This is a genomic window from Pedobacter sp. MR2016-19, from assembly GCF_014947265.1.
Classification (GTDB): domain Bacteria; phylum Bacteroidota; class Bacteroidia; order Sphingobacteriales; family Sphingobacteriaceae; genus Pedobacter.
This window is the reverse complement of the sequence record NZ_JADCNK010000004.1, coordinates 29,599-52,448: the sequence shown is the minus strand read 5'-3', so window position 1 is coordinate 52,448 and position 22,850 is coordinate 29,599. Positions and strand designations below refer to the sequence as shown.

Genomic DNA, 22,850 nt, shown 5'->3' with positions numbered 1-22,850 from the left:
ATTACCATATGAACAGACGTGATTCACTAAAAGCATTAGGTTTAACAGCTATAAGCACAAGCGTGCTGCTTGATGCCTGTAAGCAGCCCGAAACAAAAACCGAAGTTGCCGCACCAGAAGAAAGCACAAAAGAAGCAGGAAGGGAGCAATGGGAATTAGACCGCGATAAAAATCTGAAATTAGAAACCTTTTTCACTAAACATGAAATGGCTACAATTACGGTTTTGGCCGATATCATTATTCCTAAGGACGAGGTTTCGGGCAGTGCATCTGATGCCAAAGTGCCAGAGTTTATCGAATTTATAGTAAAAGATATTCCTGAACATAAAGTACCTATGCGGGGCGGCCTGAAATGGCTGGATATATACAGCTTTAATAAATTCCAAAAACCTTTTGTTGAAGCTTCGGCAGATCAGCAAATCTCGATTGTAGATGAGATTGCCTATCCTAAAAAAGCCAGGCCAGAAATGCAGGCAGGGGTAACTTTTTTCAATAGAATGAGAAATTTAACGGCATCAGGTTTTTATACTACAGAAATAGGCGTAAAAGACATTGGCTATGTGGGTAATGCGCCAAACCAATGGGCCGGTGTTCCTGCCGATGTACTGAAGCAGTACGGTATGGAAAATGTGAAGGTATAATTTCTAAAAAAAATCGTCATTGCGAGAAGGCTTTTCAGCCGACGAAGCAATCTTAAAGCGCTAGCTAGTAGCGATCGTTGTAAGATTGCTTCGTCGTTCCTCCTTGCAATGACGACCAATGCGAAATTACGCGGCTTGTGAAGACTTGAACCACGGTGCATGGAAAATATAATCTTATACCAAAGAAGTCAAGTTTTAAAAACTTGACTTCTTTATTTATTGCAATAATGACCCTGAAATAAGTTCAGGGTGACGCCAATAAAATATTACTCTAAAATCAAAATCAAACCTTTTCCTTTTTCAATAGGAACCGATTTTCCATCAAGATAACTTCCCGAAGTTTGGAACTTATCAATTAGAGGGGCTGCTATTTTTACTTTACCAGCATCTAAATCCAGCTTGGCCCAGTCGATAGTTAAATTAACCTTTACATCGCTCTTTGCCCAACTCGCCAAAGCAATCATTGTTTTACCTTTTTGTTTATAAACTGTTGCCAATACCTTAGGATTATCTGTTTTAACCGGACAGTTTTCACTCCAATAACCGATCATTTCAGATCCTTTAATACCGAAGTTATCCCAGGCTTTCCACAGCGGTTTTGGATCGCTTTTCTCTGACCAGCCCAAACGGCTCGTCATGCCATAAATCATACCACGCCAAGGATTTCCATCATCCTGCAACATCTCTCCCATTAATCCAAAAGGAATGCCGCTTACTTCTGTTAAAAAGAAATCAGGATTGTTTTTCTGGTAATCGAAATATTCGCCAAACCATAAACGGTTCAGGTAAGGAAAATGCTCCAGATATAAAATGGCGCTATTGTTAAAACCATCACTTTTATTGTATTGATTTGCTGAATGCAGATCGATAATGCCCGGATGGTTATTCTGTGTCAGTACACGTTTAATCCGCTTCATGGTTACACGATCGAAAGCCACATCGTCTAAATACACCCCATCAATGCCCACGTTATTTACCAACCAATTCATTCCTTCTACATAATAGTTATGCCAACGGTTCATTCCACTGTTAATTACAGCAGCATCTTTAATTTCAGGCACAAACCAGGCTGCAATATAATTCGAATCTAAATGTTCCTGTAACCAGCTAAAACCACCGCCCTTGCCAGGTGAATATACTTCGGTACCTAAACTCCGCAAAGCAGGCCACTCGTAGGCATGATTAGATAATTCGCGAACAGTGTTATAAATTTTTACTTTTAATCCTTTCGAATGCGCATTATCAATATAACCTTTCATCTTTTTCCATTCGATAAATGGGTAGTTGATCCATGGATTAATTGGTGTAGCATGGTGAATATTCACTACTGTTGCTCCTGTCAATTTAATAGAATCTAAATCGCCATATTTATGATAAAAGCGGTTATCCCATTGAAAATCGGTGTTAAGTAAATGGAAAGGAGTAATCAGTAAATTGAAATTATAATAAAGCACGTTCCCCTTTTTCATGCTTCTGGCACCTGTAAAGTTATCGGCCAGCATCGAACTGCCTTTAACATTAATCTGGATCCCTCCTTTATCCCCATTACCCCACGATTTAGGTAACAATAAAGGCTTCTGAAGATAGAAATTGGTATTCAATGGGCGAACATAGTTCTCATCTCTTAAATTGTAATATAGGCCTGCATTTACATTGCCAATCCAAACGGCATCCTGGTTTTTATTGGCTACATCCCATTTCCATTTTAAGGTATCTGGCCTAACACCACCTTTCTCTCCTAAACCCATTAAATATTTAGTAGAACCTTTATCAAAAGGGATATGAAAATCAACATTACTGAATTCTACATCTTTTAAAGCCGTAACCTTAACTATATAATGTACATAACCATCAAATTCTAAAGCACCTTCCAAATCCATTTTCAGGTTTTCAGAAGTATTAGTCGCCGACCATTTTACTGTCCCAGCTTCTTTACTGGTAATCTGGAAATTGCTTGGCACAAATTTCTCCTGCGTTTTTGGCGTATTAAAAAAGTGAAAGTGAATCGGTTCTGCCAGGATATTATTTGGTTTTTCGCTATAAGCGGTCATTTCAGCATTAAAGAAAGTCTGGATCTGCTTAGGAAAACCATCAGCATTGATTTCGAATTTCCTGCCTAAAAGCGAAATTACATTACCTTCAACAGTTAATGGCGTATAAGGAGCCACTATGGTATTGGCTTGTGCCAAAGTAGAATTTAACCATGTTAAACGGGTCTGTTTATTTGGCGTTCCTACACCAGCATCAGCTAACACTTCCTTACCAACAGTAATTCTGGCATCAATTACTTTAGCTTTTCCATTGGCTTTAACCGTAAACTTTCCAGCATAAAGACCTGCAGCAGTATTTTTAGGGATATTAATTGTGATCCACATTGGTTGAATTTTACCAGAGGCCACATTTACCGTTTCAACCAAAGGTTTGTTATCATAGCTTGTTCCATTCGTATTTAAACAGTTGATATATTTCGAGGAGATTACTTTTCCGGTGGAGGTTTTAAGATCACCAAAGCTTACTGTTAGGTTATTTAGATCTCTCAAAGCAAATACACCCAGTTGTAAGGCATAATTTTCGCCTTTACTTGCTGAACCTGTAAAAGTATTTGCAGCACCCTTTTGTACCCAACGATAAGGTAAATCGTTCTGCATTTTGATCGGATACATTCTATCTTCAGGAAATACGATAAAAGCTTCAGACGGATACTTGGCTTTTATAGCCGATGTTTCTTTGGCTGTAGCAATCACTTCCATTGGATAGAAGGAGTTGAAAGCATTGATAGACTGGATCTCTATCACAGCGGTGTTTACTTTAACCTGTTTTGCCCTATTCAACCAGCCCCGATCAATTTGTTCAGGTTTTATGTAAACACCTTTTGGGTAATTGCTTCTCGCCTCATTTTTATAAGCGAGGTAATACACATAATATTTTCCAGGGCGGGTAGCTTCGAAATAAACATCAGCACTTTCTCTGGTTAACTTATCCGAACCCACAACCGAAACAGTTTTCCCATTGGCATCTTGTACGATAATTCCTTTTAATTCCGGATGTTCATCCCTCCGGCGCCAATCAATTTTTGCATGAGCGATTTTACCTGTACCCGCAAATTGAACAACAACTCTATGATTACCTAATGAATCTGGGTTCCAGGCATTGTTGCCATTGGTATATTTTAGTGTTTGCGCGTTAAGAGATAGTTGTCCGAAAAGAGAGAGTAATAGAAAAAGCCTGAATTTCATTTCAAATTTGTTTTAGCTAATTTATGTATAGCATACTGAAATAAAGCTATGTAATGAAAAAATGAGACAAACGTTTGATTGTTTGGTTCATTGGTCATTGGTTCATTAGTTGAGAGCATGTCGTCTATGAAGTTCATTCATAGATTTATAGTGGTGTCAGATTTTACCATCTGACACAAAAACTTAATCCCCTCATCTCATCCGATTAATAATACTACAACCGCCAGATGGTAACATCTGACGGCACAAAAGGGCACAAAAAAAGTCCTGCTCTTTCGAACAGGACTTTCGTATACTTAAGGTGAATAAAATTATTCTCCTTTTGGTTCTTCAGTAGCAGAAGCTTCTTCAGCAGGAGCAACTTCTTCGGCAACTTCATCTTTCGCTTCAGCAGCTTTAGGTGCAGCAGTAGCTTTACTTCTACCACGACGAGTTGTTTTCTTCTCTTCTTTAACTTCTACATCTTTACCGTAAACTGTATTGTAATCTACCAATTCAATTAAAGCCATTTCAGCGTTATCACCCTGACGATTGTTTAATTTAATGATACGAGTATAACCACCTGGACGGTTTGCAACTTTCTCAGCAATTTCGCGGAACAAAATAGTGATTACTTCTTTATCCTGTAGGTAAGAGAAAACTGTACGACGTGAGTGAGTAGTGTCATTTTTCGATTTAGTGATTAATGGCTCAACATAAGTACGTAAAGCTTTAGCTTTAGCTAAAGTTGTAGTAATTCTTTTTGCTTTAATAAGTGATGTAGCCATGTTAGCTAACATCGCTTTTCTGTGGCTGTCGGTTCTACCTAAGTGGTTTACTTTTTTACCGTGTCTCATTGTTTTTTGATTAAGTGTATACCGTCTCTGTCTCAGAGGGAATTATACACTGTGAACTAATAGTTAATTCTAAAGTCCCCTTAAGGGGATTTAGGGGTTATTCTTCGTCTAATTTAAATTTAGACAGGTTCATACCAAATGATAAACCTTTTGATTTTACTAATTCCTGGATCTCTGTTAAAGATTTCTTACCGAAGTTTCTGAATTTTAACATATCAGCAACATCATAAGAAACTAAATCAGCTAAAGTACGGATATCAGCAGCTTTTAAGCAGTTTAATGCTCTAACTGAAAGATCCATATCAACCAATTCAGTTTTAAGGATTTTACGCATATGTAAAATTTCCTCATCAACTTCTTTAGTTTCTTCTTTAGCCTGAGATTCTAATACTAAATTCTCATCAGAGAATAACATAAAGTGTTGGATAAGGATCTTAGCCGCTTCTTTTAATGCTTCTTCCGGATGAATTGAACCGTCAGTAGAGATATCTAAAACCAATTTTTCATAATCCGTTTTTTGCTCAACACGAAAGTTTTCGATCGTGTATTTTACATTTTTCATTGGAGTATAAATCGAATCGATTGCGATTACACCTACAACAGCATCAGCAACTTTATTTTCTTCAGCAGGTACATAACCACGTCCTTTATTGATGGTTAATTCCACTTCCAAAGTAACAGATTTATCCATGTTGCAAATTACATGCTCAGGGTTTAAAACTGTAAAGTTGTTAGAGAACTTAGTGATATCACCAGCTTTGAACTGATCTTGACCATTAACGATGATGAAAACTTTTTCAGAATCACCTGAATCACCTGTTTTCTTAAAACGAACTTGTTTCAAGTTTAAGATAATATCAGTTAAATCTTCTACAACACCTTTCATGGTAGAAAATTCGTGAGAAACGCCTGAAAAACGAATAGTAGTAATAGCATAACCTTCTAATGAAGAAAGTAAAATTCTTCTTAAGGCATTACCAATTGTTACACCGAAACCGGGCTCTAAAGGACGAAATTCAAATGTGCCATCGAAATCAGTTGATTTCTGCATGATCACTTTGTCTGGTTTCTGAAATGCTAAAATTGCCATTTATAATTTTTTAAATTCGTTATTGAATATATAGTAACATGAAAAAAGTTAATTACCCTTTTGAGGTAATTAACTAGCTCATTTATTACTTTGAGTACAACTCGATGATTAAGTTTTCCTTGATGTTTTCAGGAATCTCATCACGTTGAGGGTAGGTTAAGAATTTACCAGTTAATTCACTGGCATTCCACTCTAACCAAGCAAACTTATTAATAGTTCTACCTGCAACTGAGTTACTAATTGATTCTAAAGATTTAGATTTTTCACGAACAGCAACCACGTCACCAGCTTTTAACTGATATGAAGGGATATTTACAACTTCACCATTCACGGTAACATGTTTATGGCTAACTAACTGGCGTGCACCAGAACGGGTTGTTGAAATACCTAAACGGTAAACTGTGTTATCTAAACGTGCTTCTAATAATTGAAGTAAGTTATCACCGGTAATACCAGCACGAGAAGATGCTTTTTTAAACAAGTTACTGAATTGTTTTTCCAATACACCATAAGTATATTTTACTTTTTGTTTCTCCATTAACTGGATAGCATATTCAGATTGTTTTCCTCTTCTTTTTGATGAGCCATGTTGCCCAGGAGGATAATTTTTTCTGTCTAACACTTTATCAGGACCGAAGATTGGTTCTCTGAATTTACGTGCAATTTTTGATTTTGGGCCTGTATATCTTGCCATTTTTTTTCTGTTTTAAAGTATCATCCAACCTGAAGCTGGAGATTCTTAGCTTTAAAATTAATTAAACTCTTCTCTTTTTAGGAGGACGACATCCGTTGTGAGGAAGTGGAGTGATATCTTTAATAGACATTACCTCAATACCTGCTACTTGCAAAGTTCTGATTGCAGATTCACGACCTGAACCCGGACCTTTTACAAATACTTCAACTTTACGTAAACCTAGATCAAACGCAACTTTACCGCAATCTGAAGCTGCTTGACCAGCTGCATAAGGGGTATTCTTTTTAGAACCTTTAAAGCCCATTTTACCAGCAGAAGACCATGAAATAGTCTGTCCGTTGTTGTTTGTTAAGGTAACGATAATGTTGTTGAAGGTAGCATTGATATGCGCCTGACCAACAGACTCAATTACAACGATACGTTTTTTTGTTACTTTTTTACTCTTAGCCATTTTATCTTTTAGATTTTAGATATGAGACTTGAGATATGAGACTTTCTCTACCCCGATACTCAGTATCCTACTTTTTATCTTTTATTCCAGATTTGAGCAGATTTTAAAGACATGATGCTCATATCTAAAATCTCACTTCTCCTATCTATCTATTACTTAGTAGCTTTTTTCTTGTTAGCAACTGTTTTTCTCTTACCCTTACGAGTACGTGAGTTGTTTTTAGTACGTTGACCACGAGAAGGTAAACCTTTTCTGTGACGTAAACCACGGTAACAACCAATATCCATTAAACGTTTGATGTTTAACTGAACCTCTGAGCGTAAAGCACCTTCTACTTTAATCTCATCGTTAATCATTGTACGGATTGCTGATAACTCATCATCCGACCAGTCTTGTACTTTTTTGTTTAAATCGATACCTGCCGTAGTTAAAATACGTTGAGCAGTTGTTCTACCAATTCCGTAGATATAGGTTAAACCGATCTCACCTCTTTTGTTTCTTGGTAAATCAATACCTGAAATCCTTGCCATATTTATTTATGTTTTAAGTAACTCCGAACGGCGGGCCACCGTTGTGCGGTTCATTACAATATTCTTAATTACCCTTGACGTTGCTTGTATTTAGGATTTTTCTTGTTGATTACGTAAAGTTTTCCTTTACGGCGAATAATCTTGCAATCAGCGCTACGCTTTTTAATTGATGATCTAACTTTCATTTTATTTGTATCTATAAGTAATGCGTCCTTTTGTTAAATCATAAGGAGACATTTCCAATTTAACCTTATCTCCAGGAAGAATCTTGATGTAGTGCATCCGCATCTTTCCTGAAATATGCGCAATAATCTCATGCCCGTTCTCTAGTTCTACCCGGAACATGGCATTGGATAATGCTTCTCTTATTACTCCGTCTTGTTCAATTGAGGCTTGTTTAGCCATATTTTATTGATTGTTACTTAATTAGCTGCTTCTAAACAGGGTTGCAAAATTAAATAAAAAATTTTAATTATTTATTTTTTTTGTTGTAAAACTTCTTCTATTATAGAAAACGTTGATAAAACATCTGCTTTGCCCTTTTTTACGGCTATTGTGTGTTCAAAATGTGCCGATGGTTTATTGTCTTTACTGGTTACCGTCCATCCATCGTTATGGAATTTAACACCGGCTACGCCTGCATTGATCATGGGTTCTATCGCAATTACCATTCCTTCTTCAAGTTTTGGTCCTGCACCACGTTTCCCATAATTCGGAACTTCCGGCTTCTCATGAAGTTTTACACCAACACCATGCCCTACAAGCTCTCTTACTACGCCAAATCCGTTAGCTTCTGCATATTGCTGAACAGCGAAACCGATATCACCAATCCGCATACCAACAACAGCTTTTTCTATACCCAATTCCAGACAACGTTTAGTAACCTCAATCAATTTCTGTTTTTCTGCATCAATTTCCCCGATGGAAAAAGTATAAGCCGAATCGCCAAAATAATTGTTTTTAATTACTCCACAATCAACTGAAATCAGGTCGCCCTCCTGGATTACGTATTCACTTGGAAAACCATGAACAACCTGCTCGTTTGGCGAAATACATAAAGAATTGGGAAAACCATTATAGTTTAAAAATGCCGGAATCGCTCCGTGATCACTTATAAACTCATAGGCTAGTTTATCTAATTGGATAGTAGTCATGCCTGCTTTTATCACCTTGGCCACTTCGGCTAAAGTTTTAGAAACAAGCATGGAACTTTCTCTTATTAACTCGATCTCCTCAAGAGATTTGTAATAAATTTTAGACATCCGTTACACTACAACGCTGCGTTGCTACTTGCAGCAGGAACTCCTGTTCTGCCAGTAACTCTACCCGTTTTCATCAAACCATCATAATGGCGCATCAATAAATAACTTTCGATCTGCTGTAAAGTATCCAATACAACACCAACTAAAATCAATAAAGAAGTACCACCAAAGAAGTGTGCAAACTCTTGCTTAATACCGAACTTAACCGCTAAAGAAGGTAAAATAGCAATGATCGCTAAAAATACCGCACCTGGGAAAGTGATTTTAGAAATTACATCATCAATAAAAGTTGATGTTGCAAAACCTGGCTTAATACCTGGGATAAAACCACCGTTTTTCTTCATATCATCACTCATTTGAGTTGGATTAACTGTAATGGCAGTATAGAAGAAAGTAAATGCGATAATTAAAAATGCGAACGTTAAGCTATAAGCCAACGAAGTTGTGTTGCTGAACTGGATTAACCAAGAACCTTGTAATGAAGGAACAAACTGCATTAAAGCACCTGGAATAAACATTAACGCCTGAGCAAAAATGATCGGCATCACACCAGCAGCATTTACCTTTAAAGGAATGTACTGACGAACACCACCAAACTGGCGGTTACCAACAATTTTTTTAGCGTATTGTACAGGTACTTTACGTACACCTTGAACAATTAAAATGGTAAACATTACCACTGCAAATAAAGCAACAATCTCTAAAACTAATGCAACCGGCCCCCCACCTTCACTAGATGAGCCTACACGTGCACTAAATTCCTGAGATATTGCAACTGGTAAACGGGCTATAATACCAACCATGATGATTAGTGATGTACCGTTACCAATACCTTTATCCGTAATTTTTTCACCTAACCACATTACAAATAATGTACCTGCTGTTAATACAAACGTAGATAACACTAAAAATAAAGTATTTGGCAATAAAATAGCTTCTGCAGGAACTTGCGTTTTAACGTAACCAACAGATTGAACGATTGTGATCGCTACCGTTAGGTAACGGGTAATCTGGTTCATTTTCTTTCTACCACTTTCGCCCTCTTTCTGCATTTTTTGGAAAGAAGGAACAGCAATACCTAATAGTTGCACCACAATGGATGCAGAGATATAAGGCATTACCCCCAATGCTAAAATAGACACACGAGAGAAAGAACCTCCGGCAAACATATCTAGTAAGCCTAAGATCCCTGATTTTTCGTTATTGCCTAAAGCAGTTGGATCTACACCTGGTAAAACCACGTGAGATACGAAACGGTATACCAAAAGAATTAAGAGCGTAAACAATATACGCTCTTTTAATTCCTGAATTTTCCAGATATTACTTAAAGTAGTAAATAGCTTCTTCATTTAATAATTACAATTTTACAATAGAACCACCTGCAGCTTCAATAGCTTTTTGTGCGGTTGCAGAGAACGCATGTGCTGTAATTTCTAGCTTTGCTTTAACTTCACCACGACCTAAAATTTTAACTAAGTCGTTTTTAGAAGCTAAACCATGTGCTTGTAAAGCAGCAAAATCGATAGTTGTTAAGCTGTGTTTTTCAGCTAAAGTTTGTAAAACATCTAAGTTTACACCAACATACTCAGTACGGTTGATTGGTTTGAAACCAACTTTAGGCACACGACGTTGTAAAGGCATTTGACCACCTTCAAAACCGATTTTGGTTTTGTGACCTGAACGAGAACCCGCACCTTTGTGACCACGAGTTGAAGTACCGCCACGACCAGAACCTGTACCACGACCAATTCTTTTGCTGTTTTTTGTAGAACCTACTGCAGGTTTTAAATTACTTAAATTCATTTTTTTGAATTTGTGTTGCCCTTCGCTTTCACTAAACAGGTACAACGATTAAACATATATAAAGGTAATACCGGTTTTACCCAATATTACCTTTAAAACTTTTACTAGATTGCTTCGATTGCTACCAAATGGTTCACTTTGCGAACCATACCGATAATTTGTGGAGTAGCTTCAACCTCAACACTTTGGTTCATTTTAGATAAACCCAAAGCCTGAACGGTTCTTTTTTGGCGCTCGCTTCTGTCGATAACGCTTTTTACTTGTGTTATTTTGATCTTAGCCATAATATTATCCGTTAAATACTTTGTTTAAATCTATACCACGGGTTTGAGCTACCGTATAAGCATCACGCATTTTAGTTAATGCATCAACAGTTGCTTTTACCACGTTGTGTGGGTTAGATGATCCTTTAGATTTTGCCAATACGTTGTGTACACCAGCACTCTCTAATACCGCACGCATCGCACCACCCGCAATTACTCCGGTACCTACTGCAGCTGGCTTGATTAAAACAAAACCACCCGAGAATTTACCGATTTGCTCGTGAGGAACAGTACCGTTTAAAATTGGAACTTTTACTAAATTCTTTTTAGCATCATCCACACCTTTAGCGATTGCTTCAGTTACCTCTTTCGCTTTACCTAAACCGAAACCAACAACACCGTTTTCATCACCTACAACAACAATTGCTGAGAAGCTGAAAGTACGGCCACCTTTGGTTACTTTGGCAACGCGTTGTATACTAACCAAACGATCCTTTAATTCGATATCGGTGGTTTTTACTCTTTTTATATTAATAGTTGACATCTTACTTTTTCTTCAGATTAAAATACTAAACCAGCTTCGCGGGCACCCTCTGCCAACGATTTTACACGACCGTGGTATAAATAGCCATTTCTATCGAAAACAACTTCTTTAACACCTGCTGCAATTGCTTTTTCGGCAACTAATTTACCTACTGCAACTGATTGGTCGCTCTTGTTTCCAGTACCAGTAAAATCTTTCGATAATGATGATGCTGATGCTATTGTTGTACCGGTTACATCGTTAATTACCTGCGCATAAATCCCTTTATTGCTTCTATATACAGATAACCTTGGACGTTCTTCTGAACCGGTAAGTCTTTTTCTGATCCCTTTTTTAATACGATCTCTTCTTGATAATTTTTTACCTGCCATGATTACTATTTTTTAGATGCTGATTTACCTGCTTTTCTTCTTAACACTTCACCTACAAACTTGATACCTTTACCTTTGTATGGCTCTGGTGCACGTAACGAACGGATTTTCGCTGCTACCTGACCGATCAGTTGTTTATCAGTACTCTCTAAAATGATTTTAGGAGTCTGACCTTTTTCTGATGATGTAGTTACTTTAATTTCTTCTGGTAACTGGAATACATAATGGTGAGAATAACCTAAAACCAGATCTAATGTATTACCTGTGTTTGTAGCACGGTAACCAACACCTACTAATTCTTGAGTTAATTTATAACCATCAGTAACACCAATAACCATATTGTTAAGCAATGAGCGATATAAACCGTGTAATGCTTTGTGTTTCTTTTGTTCTGAAGGACGTTGAACTGTTAAAATTCCGTCTTCCTGACTTACAGTGATATCTGAATCTACTGCTTGTGTTAATTCACCTTTAGGACCTTTTACAGTTACTACGTTATCTTTTGATACGGTAATTGTAACACCTGCAGGGATTGTAATTGGGGCTTTTCCTATTCTTGACATTGTGCTGTTCTCCTAATATTAATAAACGTGACACAATACCTCACCACCAATGTTTAATTTGGCTGCTTCTTTATCGGTCATTACACCTTTAGAAGTAGATAAGATTGCGATACCTAAACCGTTTAATACTCTTGGCATATTTTCAACACCAGCATAGTTTCTCAAACCTGGTTTACTTACTCGCACTAATGTACGAATAGCAGGAACTTTAGTAATTGGATTGTATTTCAAAGCAATTTTAATAGTGCCTTGAACTGTAGTATCTTCAAACTTGTAGTTCGCGATGTAACCTTTGTCAAAAAGAACTTTAGTAATTTCTTTTTTAAGGTTTGATGCAGGAATTTCTACAACACGGTGGTTGGCCTTAATGGCATTCCTTACTCTTGTTAAATAATCTGCTATTGGATCTGTATTCATTTTTTATTGTTTTTGATAGTGGTTTCCTTCTGCTACCCAGCTGTGGGACCTGCTACCGGTTAAAATTCTTTTTTTAGTAAATAGATATAAGTATCAAGTATCAAGACCAAATTGGTTTCTTGCTACTTGATACTAAATACTTTATACTAATTATATTACCAAGATGCTTTTTTAACACCTGGTATTTTACCGTCTAGTGCCATCTGGCGGAACGTTACCCTTGAAATACCAAAGGTACGCATATATCCACGAGGACGACCAGTTAATTTACAACGGTTGTGTAAACGTACCGGAGATGAGTTTTTAGGTAATTTATCTAAACCCTCGAAATCTCCTGCAGCTTTTAATACTGCACGTTTTTCAGCGTATCTAGCTACCAATTTTTGGCGCTTAACTTCGCGTGCTTTTACACCTTCTTTTGCCATTATTCTGCTGTTTTTTGATTTTTAAATGGTAATCCGAATTGTTTCAATAACTCAAGAGCCTCAACGTCAGATTTTGCCGAAGTTACGAAAGTTATATCCATACCTAAAATTTTATTGATTTTATCGATATTAATCTCAGGAAAGATGATTTGTTCAGTAACACCTAATGTATAGTTACCTTTTCCATCAAATCCTTTATCATTGATACCTTTGAAATCACGGATACGAGGCAAAGCTACAGAGATCAAACGATCTAAGAACTCGTACATGTTGTTATCGCGTAAAGTAACACGTACACCTACCGGCATACCTTTACGTAATTTAAAGTTAGAGATATCTTTCTTTGAATTAGCCGGAACCGCCTGCTGACCAGTAATGGTAGTCAACTCAACGATAGTGGTATCCATAATTTTCTTATCTGTAACAGAAAAACGACCAACACCCTGATTGATACAGATTTTTTCCAATTTAGGAACCTGCATTACAGTTTTGTACTGAAATTTTTCTTTTAGTGCATTTACAACTTCTTCTTTGTATTTGCTTTTTAATCTAGGTGTAGCCATTATTTAATCTCCTCCCCTGAAATTTTAGCAACTCTAACTAATTTACCATCTGCGTTAAGTTTACGACCTACGCGGGTAGCTTTACCAGATTTTGGATCAACCAACATCAAGTTAGAAATGTGAAGAGCAGCTTCTTTTTTAATAATACCACCGTTTGGATTAGCAGCATTTGGTTTAGTATGTTTAGATACTAAGTTAACGCCTTCCACAATGGCTCTGTTTTTATCTATAAGTACTGAAAGTACTTTTCCTTGTTGACCTTTTGAATCGCCAGCAATGACTTTAACTAAATCTCCTGTGCGGATTTTAAGTTTTGATGGTGTATTTACTTTGTTTCCCATTTTATAATACCTCCGGTGCTAATGATACAATTTTCATGAATTGTTTTTCACGTAGTTCTCTCGCAACCGGGCCAAAGATACGCGTACCTCTTGGCTCATCCTGTGCGTTCAATAATACAGCAGCATTATCGTCAAAACGGATATAAGAACCATCTTTACGACGGATTTCTTTTTTAGTTCTTACAACAACTGCTTTAGAAACTGTACCTTTTTTAATGTTACCAGAAGGTAACGCGCTTTTTACGGTAACAACTACTTTATCACCAATTGAAGCATAACGTTTGCCGGTTCCACCTAGCACGCGAATTACTAATACTTCTTTTGCGCCGCTGTTATCAGCAACGTTTAATCTCGATTCCTGTTGTACCATCTTATTTAGCTCTTTCTAAAATTTGTACCAATCTCCAGTTCTTGTTTTTACTCAAAGGACGAGTTTCCATAATCAATACAGTATCACCGATACCGCATTCATTTTTCTCATCGTGAGCCATAAATTTGGTAGTTTTCTTTACGAACTTACCATAAATCGGGTGTTTTACTTTACGCTCCACGCTCACTACAACAGATTTATCCATCTTGTTGCTTACCACTAACCCGGTTCTTGTTTTTCTTAATTGTCTTTCCATGTCGACTCTCAAATTATTTAGTTTCAGTAGCTGACTCAGTGTTTTTCACTTTAGTCAACTCAGTGTTTAAACGGGCTATGTCTTTCCTTACTTTTGCAATACGTGAAGGATTTTCGATAGCTGAAATAGTGTGAGCGAACTTCAATTTTGATAAGTTCTCTTTTTCTTCCGCAATCTTAGCTACTAATTCTTCTTTTGAAAGCCCTGTGATTTCTGAATTTTTCATTTTTCTTTTTCTTTTACGTTGAGTGTAGCGGTTATAATAAACAAGTATTTACAACATTCACCTCAACACTTTACTATGCTTCTACGTAATCTCTACGTACTACGAATTTGGTTTGGATCGGTAATTTCTGAGCGGCTAAACGCAATGCTTCTTTAGCAACTTCTAAAGGCACACCTTCAGCTTCGAAAATTACGCGTCCAGGTCTTACAACTGCTACCCAATACTCAGGAGCACCTTTACCTTTACCCATACGTACCTCAGCAGGTTTTTTAGTTACCGGTTTGTCCGGGAAGATCCTGATCCATACTTGGCCTTCACGTTTCATGAAACGAGTTACGGCAATACGGGCAGCCTCTATCTGACGACTTGTGATCCAAGTAGCTTCTAGAGATTTGATACCGAAAGATCCGAATGCTAACTCAGCTCCACGAGAAGCTAAACCCTTCATTCTGCCTTTTTGCATCTTCCTGAACTTCGTTCTTTTTGGCTGTAACATTTTATTTTGTTCTAATCGTTAAACGATGTTAATAAATCAATTATTTACGAGGACCTCTGTTAGCGCCTGCGCCACCACCTCTGTTTGCTCCGGGACCACCTTGACCTGGACCACGACCACCACCTTGGTTTCCACCACGTCTGTCGTTACCACCGCCACGGTTATCTCTTCCACCACCACGGTTATCTCTTCCACCGAAAGCTGGTTTGTCTGATGCGCCTTTTGGACCGTTGTTTGTTGCACCAATGTTTGGAGACAAATCACGTTTTCCATAAACCTCACCTTTACAGATCCAAACTTTAACACCTATTTTACCATAAGTAGTTAAGGCTTCAGCTAAAGCGTAGTCGATATCAGCACGGAATGTATGCAAAGGCACTCTTCCTTCTTTGTACTGCTCAGTACGTGCCATCTCAGCACCACCTAAACGACCAGAAGTCATGATTTTGATACCTTCAGCACCCATACGCATGGTTGATGCGATAGAAGATTTCATTGCTCTACGGAATGAGATCCTTGCTTCTAATTGTTTTGCAACACCTTCTGCAACTAATTGTGCATCAAGTTCCGGGCGTTTAATTTCGAAGATGTTAATTTGAATTTCCTTTTTAGTCAATTTCTTTAACTCTTCTTTGATTTTATCAACCTCAGCACCTGCTTTACCGATTACGATACCCGGACGAGCTGTGTGGATAGTTACCGTGATACGTTTTAACGTACGCTCGATTACTACTTTTGCAACACCGCCTTTTGCAATACGGGCAGAAAGATATTTTCTTATTTTCTCATCTTCAACTAATTTATCGGAGTAGTTGTTGCCACCGAACCAGTTAGAATCCCATCCTTTGATAATTCCTAACCTGGCACCTATTGGATTTGCTTTTTGTCCCATTTCCTAATTAGTTTTGAGTTGTTTCTGTACTTTTACTATCTACAATCAGCGTTACGTGATTAGAACGTTTACGAATTCTATATCCACGGCCCTGAGGAGCTGGACGTAAACGTTTTAACTGACGGCCACCATCAACCATTACTGTTTTTACAAAAAGTTGGTTTTCTTCAGCATTGGTGCCTTCATTTTTAGCTTCCCAGTTTTTGATAGCAGATAATAATAATTTCTGAACTCTTATTGCTGCTTCTTTATTGGTAAACTTTAAAATGCTTAATGCTTTCTCTACACGTTCACCTCTGATAAGATCTACAACCAAACGCATCTTACGCGGTGAGGTTGGACAATTGTTTAATTTTGCTATTGCTTCCATTGTCTAATTATTTTTTCTTTTCAGCGTGTCCTCTGAATGTTCTGGTTGGAGCAAATTCTCCCAACTTGTGACCAACCATGTTTTCTGTAACGTACACAGGGATAAATTTATTTCCATTGTGTACAGCAAATGTATGATTCACGAAATCTGGTGATATCATTGATCTGCGAGACCAAGTTTTGATTACAGACTTTTTGCCTGAATCATTCATAGAGTTTACTTTTTTCTCTACGTTATGGTCAATATAAGGTCCTTTTTTTATCGAACGAGCCATTATTTCTTCCTTCTCTCTATGATGTAACGATTAGAATATTTTTTAAGTTCTCTGGTTTTGAAGCCTTTAGCTAAAACACCATTTCTTGAACGTGGGTGACCACCTGATGATCTACCTTCACCACCACCCATTGGGTGATCGACAGGGTTCATCGCTACCGGTCTAGTTCTCGGACGACGGCCCAACCAACGTTTACGACCTGCTTTACCTAATACTTCGTTTGCGTGATCTGAGTTAGATACAGCACCGATAGTAGCCAGACAAGTAGTCAATATTAAACGGGTTTCGCCTGAAGGCATTTTTAAAGTAGCATATTTACCATCGCGGGCAGCTAATTGTGCATAAGCACCTGCACTACGAGCCAATTGTGCTCCTTTTCCAGGGTGAATCTCCACGTTGTGGATGATAGAACCTAATGGAATGTTCGATAATTTTAAAGTGTTACCTACTTCTGGTGTTGCGGTGTCGCCCGATAATAATACCGAACCAACTTGCAATCCTTCAGGAGCAATGATATAACGCTTCTCGCCATCTGCATAATGTAATAATGCGATGCGGGCAGTACGGTTTGGATCGTATTCAACAGTAGCTACTGTTGCAGGAATATCGAATTTATCGCGTTTGAAGTCGATTAAACGATATGATTTTTTGTGACCACCACCCATGTAGCGCATAGTCATCTTTCCTGTGTTATTACGTCCACCAGACTTTTTTGATGATACAACCAATGATTTTTCGGGCGTGGTTGCTGTAATCTCCGTGAAACTGGCACCAACTCTGAAGCGGGTACCTGGAGTAACTGGTTTAAATTTTCTTAAGCCCATAGTTATAATGAATTATTAAATTAAAGGGTTGCGTAATAATCTATTGTTTCGCCGTCTTTCAACGTTACGATTGCTTTTTTGTATTTCGGGCTACGGCCAGATACAAAACCTGCTTTAGTGTAACGTGATTTAGCTTTTCCATCAACAACCATTGTGTTAACTGCAACGATAGTTACACCGTACAATTTCTCAATAGCTGCTTTAATCTGGATTTTGTTAGCCTTATGGTTAACGCTAAACGTGAAACGGTTAGATTTCTCAGTTAAAGCTGAAGCTTTTTCGGTTAATATTGGTTTTTTTAAAATTTCCATATTATTTGGCAAATGCCTCCTCCAAAGTTTTAACAGAATCAGCAGTTAACACAAGCACACCAGCGTTTAATACATCATATGTATTCAAATCTGCTGCAGCAATCACTTTAGTTTTCTGAACGTTTCTGCTTGATAAATAGATATTATTATTTTGTGCAGGTAAAACCAATAAAGTTTTTTGAGTACCTACGTTTAACGCAGCCAATAAACTTGTATAGTTTTTAGTTTTAATGGTATCGAAGTTGAAATCTTCTAAAACTACCACGCTGTTATCTTTTGCTTTATAAGCTAAAGCAGATTTACGTGCTAATGATTTTAATTTCTTGTTCAATTTAAAACTGTAATCACGTGGCTGAGGACCGAAAACACGACCACCACCGTTAAATAACGGAGATTTAATGCTACCAGCACGGGCACCACCTGTACCTTTTTGTTTGTATAGTTTGCGAGTTGAACCAGCAATCTCATTACGTTGTTTAGATTTGTGAGTACCTTGACGTTGGTTAGCCAAATACTGTTTTACATCTAAATAAATCGCGTGGTCGTTAGGCTCGATACCAAATACCGATTCAGGAAGTTGCACCTTGGCACCTGTTTCTTTACCTGAAATGTTTAATACTTTAACTTCCATCTGATTACTTGTCTAAGATTACGTAAGAACCTTTAGCTCCTGGAATGGAACCACTAACTACTAATAAGTTTTGCTCAGCATAAACTTTCAAAACCTGTAGGTTTTGAACTTTTACCCTGTCTCCACCTGTTCTTCCAGCCATGCGCATTCCTTTGAATACACGTGAAGGGAATGACGATGCTCCCAATGAACCCGGGGCACGTAAACGGTTATGCTGACCGTGAGTCTGCATACCAACACCGGCAAATCCGTGGCGTTTTACAACACCTTGAAAACCTTTACCTTTTGAGGTACCTACAACATCAACAAAATCGCCTTCTGCGAATGCGTCAACGGTTACTACATCACCTAAATTAAGTGAAGTTGTAAACGAATCGAATTCTACCAGCTTGCGTTTCGGAGTTGTGTTTGCTTTCGCGAAATGGCCTTTCAATGGTTGAGTTGTGTTTTTCTCTTTTTTCTCATCGTAACCCAGTTGGATTGATGAATAACCATCTACTTCTTCGGTTTTTACCTGTGTAACTACACAAGGTCCAGCCTCGATTACCGTACAAGGAATGTTTCTTCCTTCGGCATCAAAGATACTGGTCATTCCTACTTTTTTTCCAATAATTCCTGACATTTTATCTTTTCTTTTTAACACCCATCGAAGCAGTAGGGCTTCGTTCAAGGTGGTTGTACATCCCCCGAAAGGGACGGCAAAGATAGGCAAGAATTATTAATTTTCAAATAGTTAGCCAAATATTTTTTCAAATAAATTGCTGATATAATGGGATTTAACCTGAAAAGTGAGGTTAATGGGCTATTGGAGCGTTTAAAGCCATAGCTATATATTTGACTGAAAGCAATTTAGATCATATCCCTGGTTTAAAAAATGCTTTAATTTGATCAACACCTGCCTTTTAGTATACCTCTCCCAGTTTGGCTTTTATCACTGATAAAAGATCAAGTATCGCATTTTCGCTACATGCGTATTTATAAACTTCAATAATCAGCGCATCGCTACAGGTGATGGCATCAATTAAACTGTCATTAGCCATAAAATATTGGCATAATGCAGCATAAAAAAGCATAAACTCGCCTTCGGCAAATGCTGTCCGCTGTGGGAATGCTTCATCAACGTTATACTTTTTATTCAATAACTTTAAACCCTTTTCCAATTCACCATCAACCATTGCGGCATGGGCCACATAAAACCTTAAGTATAAGAAATCAGGGAAAAGCTGCATCCCCTTTTTAGCCATGGCATCGGCCTTTCCATGAAGTCCCATCATTTTATATTGCAAAAATAATTCTGCGTAAAATAATGGCATATCAGGATTTTGGATCAGCAAAGCATGAATTTGACTGATACTTTCGAGGCTTTTGTCCTCAAAAATCGCCTCATATTCTTCGGCATATTCAATAATACGATCATCCAGTTCATCATTGAGGCTGTAAAGTCCCAAATCCACTTTTTGGCCCCAAATTTCGGCAATATGGTCTTTATCTAAGGTAACTGTGCTACTGCCCTCAAATTTATCACGGTAGGCGCTGGTAAAAGTATGGTATACCTGCTTGAAACTTTGCTCATCACCACCTTCAGTAATTTCATCATCCTCAAACTCATCTTCATCATTATAAAACAGGTAATTGCCCACTCCAACATTTTTATCTAAGGTGGCCAGTATCTGATTTACTTTAGCAGGATTATCATAAGGGCCAACAAAAAAGGCCGGCACACCACCTTCGCCAAATTCGATTTCGATTAATGGGATACTGTCATCGTCTTCTGCTAATATAAATTGGGTTACTGTCCACTCTTTATGCGGTTTGAAGCCACAATCGTTGGCAAAAGCTTCTGCACCATAAATAATGTTATGTATTTTTTCATATTCGATCTCAACCCCATTCATTTGGTCTACGAGGTCGAACATCTCGTCTACACCTACATTAAATTTAAAAAATGCATCCTTAATCCCCAAACATTTCAGATCAATGAGATAAAAGCCCAGAGTAACGTTTCCATTGGTATGTTTCCGGCTTACCAACGCACTTGCAATACCGGATTCTTCCCAGTCGAAATTGATATAACAGCTGCCCAACTGCAATTCCCTGGCTCGGGTTTTGATAAAATTCTCTGGTTTTTGGAATAATTGAACAACTTTACCTGATTTCGCCATTGGATCTGTATTAAAAATTTCTGATTACAATTTTAGTGCTTTAACTAAATATTTTAAAGAGATTTTAAAAAAAAGATGGGAACAGAAAACTTAGTGCGCTATCCCTCCATTTAAACTGATGGTTATGATGGTTAAAATAATTACCCCAATGAGTACGTAAAGGTAATCGCGCTCTATTAAAAAGCTAAAAATAGCGAAAACAATGCGGGCAATCGGCGTAAAAATAAGCATGAGGATACCAAACTGCACAATGGCATCACCCTGAAAGGTTAATACACCTTTAAATATCGCAGCGATAGAAGAAAAATTGTTAAGCTCGGGTTTAAAAACTTTATAGTTGGTAACAGCCCCTTTATTATGGATGAGGAAAATGGCGCCACCGATTAACACAATGCTCATTGAAATGATTACGCCTGCACGCAAAAGTGTCCCCAGAATTACCTGGATATCTTTATCATTCAGATTTTCTTTTTTTCCTGTACCCATTATAATCCGCTTATTCCTTTATAAATCATCTGCAAGGCCAAAAAGGCAACCACTACGGCAAATACAATTTTCAGTTTATCTGTTTTTGCCTTTAATAAAACTTTAGAGCCTAAAGAAGCGCCTGTTAAAACCCCGATACAGACTGGCATGGCAATACCAGGATCAATCTGCCCCCGGTGCAGGTACACCACCGCACTTGCTGCAGCGGTAACACCCATCATAAAGTTACTGGTGGTGGTTGATACCTTAAAGGGTAAACGCATGATATTATCCATCGCGATTACTTTTAAAGCTCCACTTCCAATGCCCAGTAATCCGGATAATGTTCCTGCAAAAAGCATCATTAAAAAACCTCCAGGCACATGTTTTACAGCATAAGGATGATCAACGCCTTTATCGGGAAACGACCCGTTCAGTTTAAAAAATTTGGCCCATTTATCGGTATCATCCAGAGTGCTATGGTCTACCTTTTTCTTTAAAGTCATGATGGCAGAAAAGATGAGGATACAGCCAAAAAGAATGGCAATGTAATTGGCATTGAGGTAAACGGCTACAATTGCTCCACAAACTGCCCCTATCGTGGTAGCGATCTCTAAAAACATCCCGATCCGGATATTCGTAATCCCTTCTTTTACATAAGCTGCAGCCGAGCCTGAAGAGGTAGCAATTACCGAAACAATAGATGCACCAATGGCATAATGAATATCTACACCCAGGGCTAAAGTAAGTAATGGAATAATAATTACCCCTCCGCCTAAACCGGTTAGCGAACCTAATAATCCGGCTAAAAAAGCACCTAATAAAACGATAATCGTAAACAGCAATACCGACATGCGGGCAAATATAATGCACTGTTTTTGGGAAACGAAAGATTAAGCGAATAAAATAAAGTCTATATGTTATATGGATGATGTAAGATGGAGTTGGAAAAATGGAAGGCTTACAAGAGATGCTAATAATGTAAAGGAGATTTACTGCTATGACGTAACCGGACTATACGGATTTGGTTAGCAGTAATTTTATATGATATGCGGTAACGATATTTTTCGAAGGCCCGCCAACTGCCATCATTATTTATTTTATATTTATCCAAAGGATATTTCTCGGGATTTTCACTAAGCGCAATTGTTAAATCAATAAGTTCACCACGCACTAGTATGGCATATTTTAAAGAGTCTAAAGCAATGTAATCAAAAACCTTTTTTAGTTCTAATCTTGCTCTATAACTCCAAACAACTACCATTTACTGGCTTCGGCTTTCAACTGATCAGCAGAAATAAAGTTTCCCTTTTCTATTTCAGAATTCCCTTCTTCCAGATCGGCATTATACTGCTCCAGGGTTTGAGGCTTATCAACATTATAATTTAAGCCTAAAGCATCTAAAACAGCCTTAACAGCTCTTTCTGATTTCTTATTGTCGATATTTACAGTTAAAGTGATCATAATAATAAAGTTAAAAAATAAAAGGCAGAATTGTTTGATTGTTGAGATTGTATTATTGTCAATTTTTTGTTGAACTTAA

General features: G+C 37.6%; 36 protein-coding genes. 1 reads left to right on the top strand and 35 read right to left on the bottom strand.

The window, feature by feature from the left end:
* Positions 1–8 precede the first annotated feature (8 nt).
* Entirely contained in the window at positions 9–641 is a 633-nt protein-coding gene (locus IM793_RS07260; protein ID WP_193420385.1) for a gluconate 2-dehydrogenase subunit 3 family protein, read from the top strand.
* Positions 642–907: 266 nt separating this feature from the next.
* On the opposite strand, the gene IM793_RS07255 is transcribed toward IM793_RS07260, so the two are convergent.
* From IM793_RS07255 to IM793_RS07085, 35 genes are all read right to left on the bottom strand, one after another.
* Positions 908–3,877, bottom strand: coding sequence for a glycoside hydrolase domain-containing protein (locus IM793_RS07255; RefSeq protein ID WP_193420384.1), 2,970 nt, complete (start codon positions 3,875–3,877; stop codon positions 908–910).
* A gap of 311 nt (positions 3,878–4,188) precedes the next feature.
* Positions 4,189–4,713: a 50S ribosomal protein L17 gene (gene rplQ, locus IM793_RS07250; RefSeq protein ID WP_193420383.1), complete on the bottom strand. Its 525-nt coding sequence runs from the start codon at positions 4,711–4,713 to the stop codon at positions 4,189–4,191.
* Positions 4,714–4,810: 97 nt separating this feature from the next.
* The gene (locus IM793_RS07245) at positions 4,811–5,803 is read right to left on the bottom strand and encodes a DNA-directed RNA polymerase subunit alpha (protein WP_025145205.1); all 993 of its coding nucleotides are present in this window, start codon (positions 5,801–5,803) and stop codon (positions 4,811–4,813) included.
* 85 nt (positions 5,804–5,888) lie between these two features.
* Entirely contained in the window at positions 5,889–6,497 is a 609-nt protein-coding gene (rpsD, locus tag IM793_RS07240) for a 30S ribosomal protein S4 (protein ID WP_029282720.1), read from the bottom strand.
* Positions 6,498–6,558: 61 nt separating this feature from the next.
* Complete coding sequence (gene rpsK, locus IM793_RS07235) at positions 6,559–6,948, bottom strand: 30S ribosomal protein S11 (RefSeq protein WP_055910073.1); 390 nt, start codon at positions 6,946–6,948, stop codon at positions 6,559–6,561.
* A gap of 152 nt (positions 6,949–7,100) precedes the next feature.
* A complete protein-coding gene (gene rpsM, locus IM793_RS07230) occupies positions 7,101–7,478 on the bottom strand; it encodes a 30S ribosomal protein S13 (RefSeq protein WP_010599886.1) in 378 nt (125 codons plus the stop codon).
* A 68-nt stretch (positions 7,479–7,546) separates the two neighbouring features.
* Positions 7,547–7,663, bottom strand: coding sequence for a 50S ribosomal protein L36 (gene rpmJ / locus IM793_RS07225; RefSeq protein ID WP_010599887.1), 117 nt, complete (start codon positions 7,661–7,663; stop codon positions 7,547–7,549).
* A gap of 1 nt (position 7,664) precedes the next feature.
* Entirely contained in the window at positions 7,665–7,883 is a 219-nt protein-coding gene (gene infA / locus IM793_RS07220) for a translation initiation factor IF-1 (RefSeq protein ID WP_010599888.1), read from the bottom strand.
* Between the two features lie 71 nt (positions 7,884–7,954).
* Complete coding sequence (map, locus tag IM793_RS07215) at positions 7,955–8,740, bottom strand: type I methionyl aminopeptidase (RefSeq protein ID WP_121283860.1); 786 nt, start codon at positions 8,738–8,740, stop codon at positions 7,955–7,957.
* 8 nt (positions 8,741–8,748) lie between these two features.
* The gene (gene secY / locus IM793_RS07210) at positions 8,749–10,089 is read right to left on the bottom strand and encodes a preprotein translocase subunit SecY (protein ID WP_121283861.1); all 1,341 of its coding nucleotides are present in this window, start codon (positions 10,087–10,089) and stop codon (positions 8,749–8,751) included.
* Positions 10,090–10,096: 7 nt separating this feature from the next.
* Entirely contained in the window at positions 10,097–10,543 is a 447-nt protein-coding gene (gene rplO, locus IM793_RS07205) for a 50S ribosomal protein L15 (RefSeq protein ID WP_121284590.1), read from the bottom strand.
* Between the two features lie 104 nt (positions 10,544–10,647).
* On the bottom strand, positions 10,648–10,827 hold the full coding sequence (gene rpmD, locus IM793_RS07200; RefSeq protein ID WP_010599892.1) for a 50S ribosomal protein L30: 180 nt from the start codon (positions 10,825–10,827) through the stop codon (positions 10,648–10,650).
* A gap of 4 nt (positions 10,828–10,831) precedes the next feature.
* Positions 10,832–11,350 carry a 30S ribosomal protein S5 gene (gene rpsE, locus IM793_RS07195; RefSeq protein WP_010599893.1) on the bottom strand — a complete coding sequence of 173 codons (519 nt, stop codon included), beginning with the start codon at positions 11,348–11,350 and terminating at the stop codon, positions 10,832–10,834.
* A gap of 17 nt (positions 11,351–11,367) precedes the next feature.
* Positions 11,368–11,721 (bottom strand): 50S ribosomal protein L18, encoded by a 354-nt coding sequence (gene rplR / locus IM793_RS07190; RefSeq protein ID WP_090501109.1) that lies wholly within the window; start codon positions 11,719–11,721, stop codon positions 11,368–11,370.
* A gap of 5 nt (positions 11,722–11,726) precedes the next feature.
* Positions 11,727–12,284: a 50S ribosomal protein L6 gene (gene rplF / locus IM793_RS07185; RefSeq protein ID WP_193420382.1), complete on the bottom strand. Its 558-nt coding sequence runs from the start codon at positions 12,282–12,284 to the stop codon at positions 11,727–11,729.
* A gap of 18 nt (positions 12,285–12,302) precedes the next feature.
* Complete coding sequence (rpsH, locus tag IM793_RS07180) at positions 12,303–12,701, bottom strand: 30S ribosomal protein S8 (protein ID WP_010599896.1); 399 nt, start codon at positions 12,699–12,701, stop codon at positions 12,303–12,305.
* Positions 12,702–12,856: 155 nt separating this feature from the next.
* A complete protein-coding gene (rpsN, locus tag IM793_RS07175) occupies positions 12,857–13,126 on the bottom strand; it encodes a 30S ribosomal protein S14 (RefSeq protein WP_025145214.1) in 270 nt (89 codons plus the stop codon).
* Complete coding sequence (rplE, locus tag IM793_RS07170; RefSeq protein WP_086547740.1) at positions 13,126–13,692, bottom strand: 50S ribosomal protein L5; 567 nt, start codon at positions 13,690–13,692, stop codon at positions 13,126–13,128. Before rplE ends, rpsN begins: the two co-directional genes overlap by 1 nt.
* Entirely contained in the window at positions 13,689–14,030 is a 342-nt protein-coding gene (gene rplX / locus IM793_RS07165) for a 50S ribosomal protein L24 (protein ID WP_116250180.1), read from the bottom strand. The genes rplE and rplX overlap by 4 nt, the downstream gene beginning before the upstream one ends.
* Position 14,031: 1 nt before the next feature.
* Entirely contained in the window at positions 14,032–14,400 is a 369-nt protein-coding gene (gene rplN / locus IM793_RS07160) for a 50S ribosomal protein L14 (protein ID WP_010599900.1), read from the bottom strand.
* Position 14,401: 1 nt separating this feature from the next.
* Positions 14,402–14,656: a 30S ribosomal protein S17 gene (rpsQ, locus tag IM793_RS07155; RefSeq protein ID WP_010599901.1), complete on the bottom strand. Its 255-nt coding sequence runs from the start codon at positions 14,654–14,656 to the stop codon at positions 14,402–14,404.
* Between the two features lie 13 nt (positions 14,657–14,669).
* Positions 14,670–14,882 (bottom strand): 50S ribosomal protein L29, encoded by a 213-nt coding sequence (gene rpmC / locus IM793_RS07150; protein WP_025145217.1) that lies wholly within the window; start codon positions 14,880–14,882, stop codon positions 14,670–14,672.
* Positions 14,883–14,955: 73 nt separating this feature from the next.
* Positions 14,956–15,378, bottom strand: coding sequence for a 50S ribosomal protein L16 (gene rplP / locus IM793_RS07145; RefSeq protein ID WP_010599903.1), 423 nt, complete (start codon positions 15,376–15,378; stop codon positions 14,956–14,958).
* Between the two features lie 40 nt (positions 15,379–15,418).
* Entirely contained in the window at positions 15,419–16,270 is an 852-nt protein-coding gene (gene rpsC, locus IM793_RS07140; protein WP_025145218.1) for a 30S ribosomal protein S3, read from the bottom strand.
* 7 nt (positions 16,271–16,277) lie between these two features.
* Positions 16,278–16,640 (bottom strand): 50S ribosomal protein L22, encoded by a 363-nt coding sequence (gene rplV / locus IM793_RS07135; protein ID WP_132398564.1) that lies wholly within the window; start codon positions 16,638–16,640, stop codon positions 16,278–16,280.
* Positions 16,641–16,647: 7 nt separating this feature from the next.
* On the bottom strand, positions 16,648–16,914 hold the full coding sequence (rpsS, locus tag IM793_RS07130; RefSeq protein WP_010599906.1) for a 30S ribosomal protein S19: 267 nt from the start codon (positions 16,912–16,914) through the stop codon (positions 16,648–16,650).
* Positions 16,914–17,738 (bottom strand): 50S ribosomal protein L2, encoded by an 825-nt coding sequence (gene rplB / locus IM793_RS07125; protein WP_132398562.1) that lies wholly within the window; start codon positions 17,736–17,738, stop codon positions 16,914–16,916. Before rplB ends, rpsS begins: the two co-directional genes overlap by 1 nt.
* A 20-nt stretch (positions 17,739–17,758) precedes the next feature.
* Positions 17,759–18,049: a 50S ribosomal protein L23 gene (gene rplW / locus IM793_RS07120; RefSeq protein ID WP_025145221.1), complete on the bottom strand. Its 291-nt coding sequence runs from the start codon at positions 18,047–18,049 to the stop codon at positions 17,759–17,761.
* Between the two features lies 1 nt (position 18,050).
* Positions 18,051–18,680 (bottom strand): 50S ribosomal protein L4, encoded by a 630-nt coding sequence (rplD, locus tag IM793_RS07115; RefSeq protein ID WP_121283865.1) that lies wholly within the window; start codon positions 18,678–18,680, stop codon positions 18,051–18,053.
* A gap of 4 nt (positions 18,681–18,684) precedes the next feature.
* A complete protein-coding gene (gene rplC / locus IM793_RS07110; RefSeq protein ID WP_121284591.1) occupies positions 18,685–19,302 on the bottom strand; it encodes a 50S ribosomal protein L3 in 618 nt (205 codons plus the stop codon).
* A gap of 280 nt (positions 19,303–19,582) precedes the next feature.
* A complete protein-coding gene (locus IM793_RS07105; protein ID WP_193420381.1) occupies positions 19,583–20,842 on the bottom strand; it encodes a hypothetical protein in 1,260 nt (419 codons plus the stop codon).
* A gap of 90 nt (positions 20,843–20,932) precedes the next feature.
* Positions 20,933–21,328, bottom strand: a complete 396-nt coding sequence (locus IM793_RS07100; protein ID WP_193420380.1) for a DUF1634 domain-containing protein — start codon at positions 21,326–21,328, stop codon at positions 20,933–20,935.
* On the bottom strand, positions 21,328–22,161 hold the full coding sequence (locus IM793_RS07095; protein ID WP_121283868.1) for a sulfite exporter TauE/SafE family protein: 834 nt from the start codon (positions 22,159–22,161) through the stop codon (positions 21,328–21,330). The genes IM793_RS07100 and IM793_RS07095 overlap by 1 nt, the downstream gene beginning before the upstream one ends.
* 119 nt (positions 22,162–22,280) lie before the next feature.
* Complete coding sequence (locus tag IM793_RS07090) at positions 22,281–22,571, bottom strand: type II toxin-antitoxin system RelE/ParE family toxin (RefSeq protein WP_193420379.1); 291 nt, start codon at positions 22,569–22,571, stop codon at positions 22,281–22,283.
* On the bottom strand, positions 22,565–22,771 hold the full coding sequence (locus IM793_RS07085) for a hypothetical protein (protein WP_193420378.1): 207 nt from the start codon (positions 22,769–22,771) through the stop codon (positions 22,565–22,567). Before IM793_RS07085 ends, IM793_RS07090 begins: the two co-directional genes overlap by 7 nt.
* Positions 22,772–22,850 lie beyond the last annotated feature (79 nt).

Coding starts and splice junctions, on each gene's coding strand:
- rplW (WP_025145221.1), bottom strand. CDS start 18,049: ATGGAAATTTTAAAAAAACCAATATTAACCGAAAAAGCTTCAGCTTTA.
- rpsQ (WP_010599901.1), bottom strand. CDS start 14,656: ATGGAAAGACAATTAAGAAAAACAAGAACCGGGTTAGTGGTAAGCAAC.
- IM793_RS07260 (WP_193420385.1), top strand. CDS start 9: ATGAACAGACGTGATTCACTAAAAGCATTAGGTTTAACAGCTATAAGC.
- rpsD (WP_029282720.1), bottom strand. CDS start 6,497: ATGGCAAGATATACAGGCCCAAAATCAAAAATTGCACGTAAATTCAGA.
- rplX (WP_116250180.1), bottom strand. CDS start 14,030: ATGGGAAACAAAGTAAATACACCATCAAAACTTAAAATCCGCACAGGA.
- rplD (WP_121283865.1), bottom strand. CDS start 18,680: ATGGAAGTTAAAGTATTAAACATTTCAGGTAAAGAAACAGGTGCCAAG.
- secY (WP_121283861.1), bottom strand. CDS start 10,089: ATGAAGAAGCTATTTACTACTTTAAGTAATATCTGGAAAATTCAGGAA.
- rpsN (WP_025145214.1), bottom strand. CDS start 13,126: ATGGCAAAAGAAGGTGTAAAAGCACGCGAAGTTAAGCGCCAAAAATTG.
- rpsM (WP_010599886.1), bottom strand. CDS start 7,478: ATGGCAAGGATTTCAGGTATTGATTTACCAAGAAACAAAAGAGGTGAG.
- rpsK (WP_055910073.1), bottom strand. CDS start 6,948: ATGGCTAAGAGTAAAAAAGTAACAAAAAAACGTATCGTTGTAATTGAG.
- IM793_RS07085 (WP_193420378.1), bottom strand. CDS start 22,771: ATGATCACTTTAACTGTAAATATCGACAATAAGAAATCAGAAAGAGCT.
- rpsC (WP_025145218.1), bottom strand. CDS start 16,270: ATGGGACAAAAAGCAAATCCAATAGGTGCCAGGTTAGGAATTATCAAA.
- IM793_RS07095 (WP_121283868.1), bottom strand. CDS start 22,161: ATGTCGGTATTGCTGTTTACGATTATCGTTTTATTAGGTGCTTTTTTA.
- rpmJ (WP_010599887.1), bottom strand. CDS start 7,663: ATGAAAGTTAGATCATCAATTAAAAAGCGTAGCGCTGATTGCAAGATT.
- rpsH (WP_010599896.1), bottom strand. CDS start 12,701: ATGAATACAGATCCAATAGCAGATTATTTAACAAGAGTAAGGAATGCC.
- rpmC (WP_025145217.1), bottom strand. CDS start 14,882: ATGAAAAATTCAGAAATCACAGGGCTTTCAAAAGAAGAATTAGTAGCT.
- IM793_RS07090 (WP_193420379.1), bottom strand. CDS start 22,571: ATGGTAGTTGTTTGGAGTTATAGAGCAAGATTAGAACTAAAAAAGGTT.
- rplC (WP_121284591.1), bottom strand. CDS start 19,302: ATGTCAGGAATTATTGGAAAAAAAGTAGGAATGACCAGTATCTTTGAT.
- rplO (WP_121284590.1), bottom strand. CDS start 10,543: ATGAATTTAAGTAATTTAAAACCTGCAGTAGGTTCTACAAAAAACAGC.
- infA (WP_010599888.1), bottom strand. CDS start 7,883: ATGGCTAAACAAGCCTCAATTGAACAAGACGGAGTAATAAGAGAAGCA.
- IM793_RS07245 (WP_025145205.1), bottom strand. CDS start 5,803: ATGGCAATTTTAGCATTTCAGAAACCAGACAAAGTGATCATGCAGAAA.
- map (WP_121283860.1), bottom strand. CDS start 8,740: ATGTCTAAAATTTATTACAAATCTCTTGAGGAGATCGAGTTAATAAGA.
- rpmD (WP_010599892.1), bottom strand. CDS start 10,827: ATGGCTAAGATCAAAATAACACAAGTAAAAAGCGTTATCGACAGAAGC.
- IM793_RS07105 (WP_193420381.1), bottom strand. CDS start 20,842: ATGGCGAAATCAGGTAAAGTTGTTCAATTATTCCAAAAACCAGAGAAT.
- IM793_RS07255 (WP_193420384.1), bottom strand. CDS start 3,877: ATGAAATTCAGGCTTTTTCTATTACTCTCTCTTTTCGGACAACTATCT.
- rpsE (WP_010599893.1), bottom strand. CDS start 11,350: ATGTCAACTATTAATATAAAAAGAGTAAAAACCACCGATATCGAATTA.
- rplQ (WP_193420383.1), bottom strand. CDS start 4,713: ATGAGACACGGTAAAAAAGTAAACCACTTAGGTAGAACCGACAGCCAC.
- rplB (WP_132398562.1), bottom strand. CDS start 17,738: ATGGGCTTAAGAAAATTTAAACCAGTTACTCCAGGTACCCGCTTCAGA.
- rplV (WP_132398564.1), bottom strand. CDS start 16,640: ATGGAAGCAATAGCAAAATTAAACAATTGTCCAACCTCACCGCGTAAG.
- IM793_RS07100 (WP_193420380.1), bottom strand. CDS start 21,328: ATGGGTACAGGAAAAAAAGAAAATCTGAATGATAAAGATATCCAGGTA.
- rpsS (WP_010599906.1), bottom strand. CDS start 16,914: ATGGCTCGTTCGATAAAAAAAGGACCTTATATTGACCATAACGTAGAG.
- rplF (WP_193420382.1), bottom strand. CDS start 12,284: ATGTCAAGAATAGGAAAAGCCCCAATTACAATCCCTGCAGGTGTTACA.
- rplR (WP_090501109.1), bottom strand. CDS start 11,721: ATGGCAGGTAAAAAATTATCAAGAAGAGATCGTATTAAAAAAGGGATC.
- rplN (WP_010599900.1), bottom strand. CDS start 14,400: ATGGTACAACAGGAATCGAGATTAAACGTTGCTGATAACAGCGGCGCA.
- rplP (WP_010599903.1), bottom strand. CDS start 15,378: ATGTTACAGCCAAAAAGAACGAAGTTCAGGAAGATGCAAAAAGGCAGA.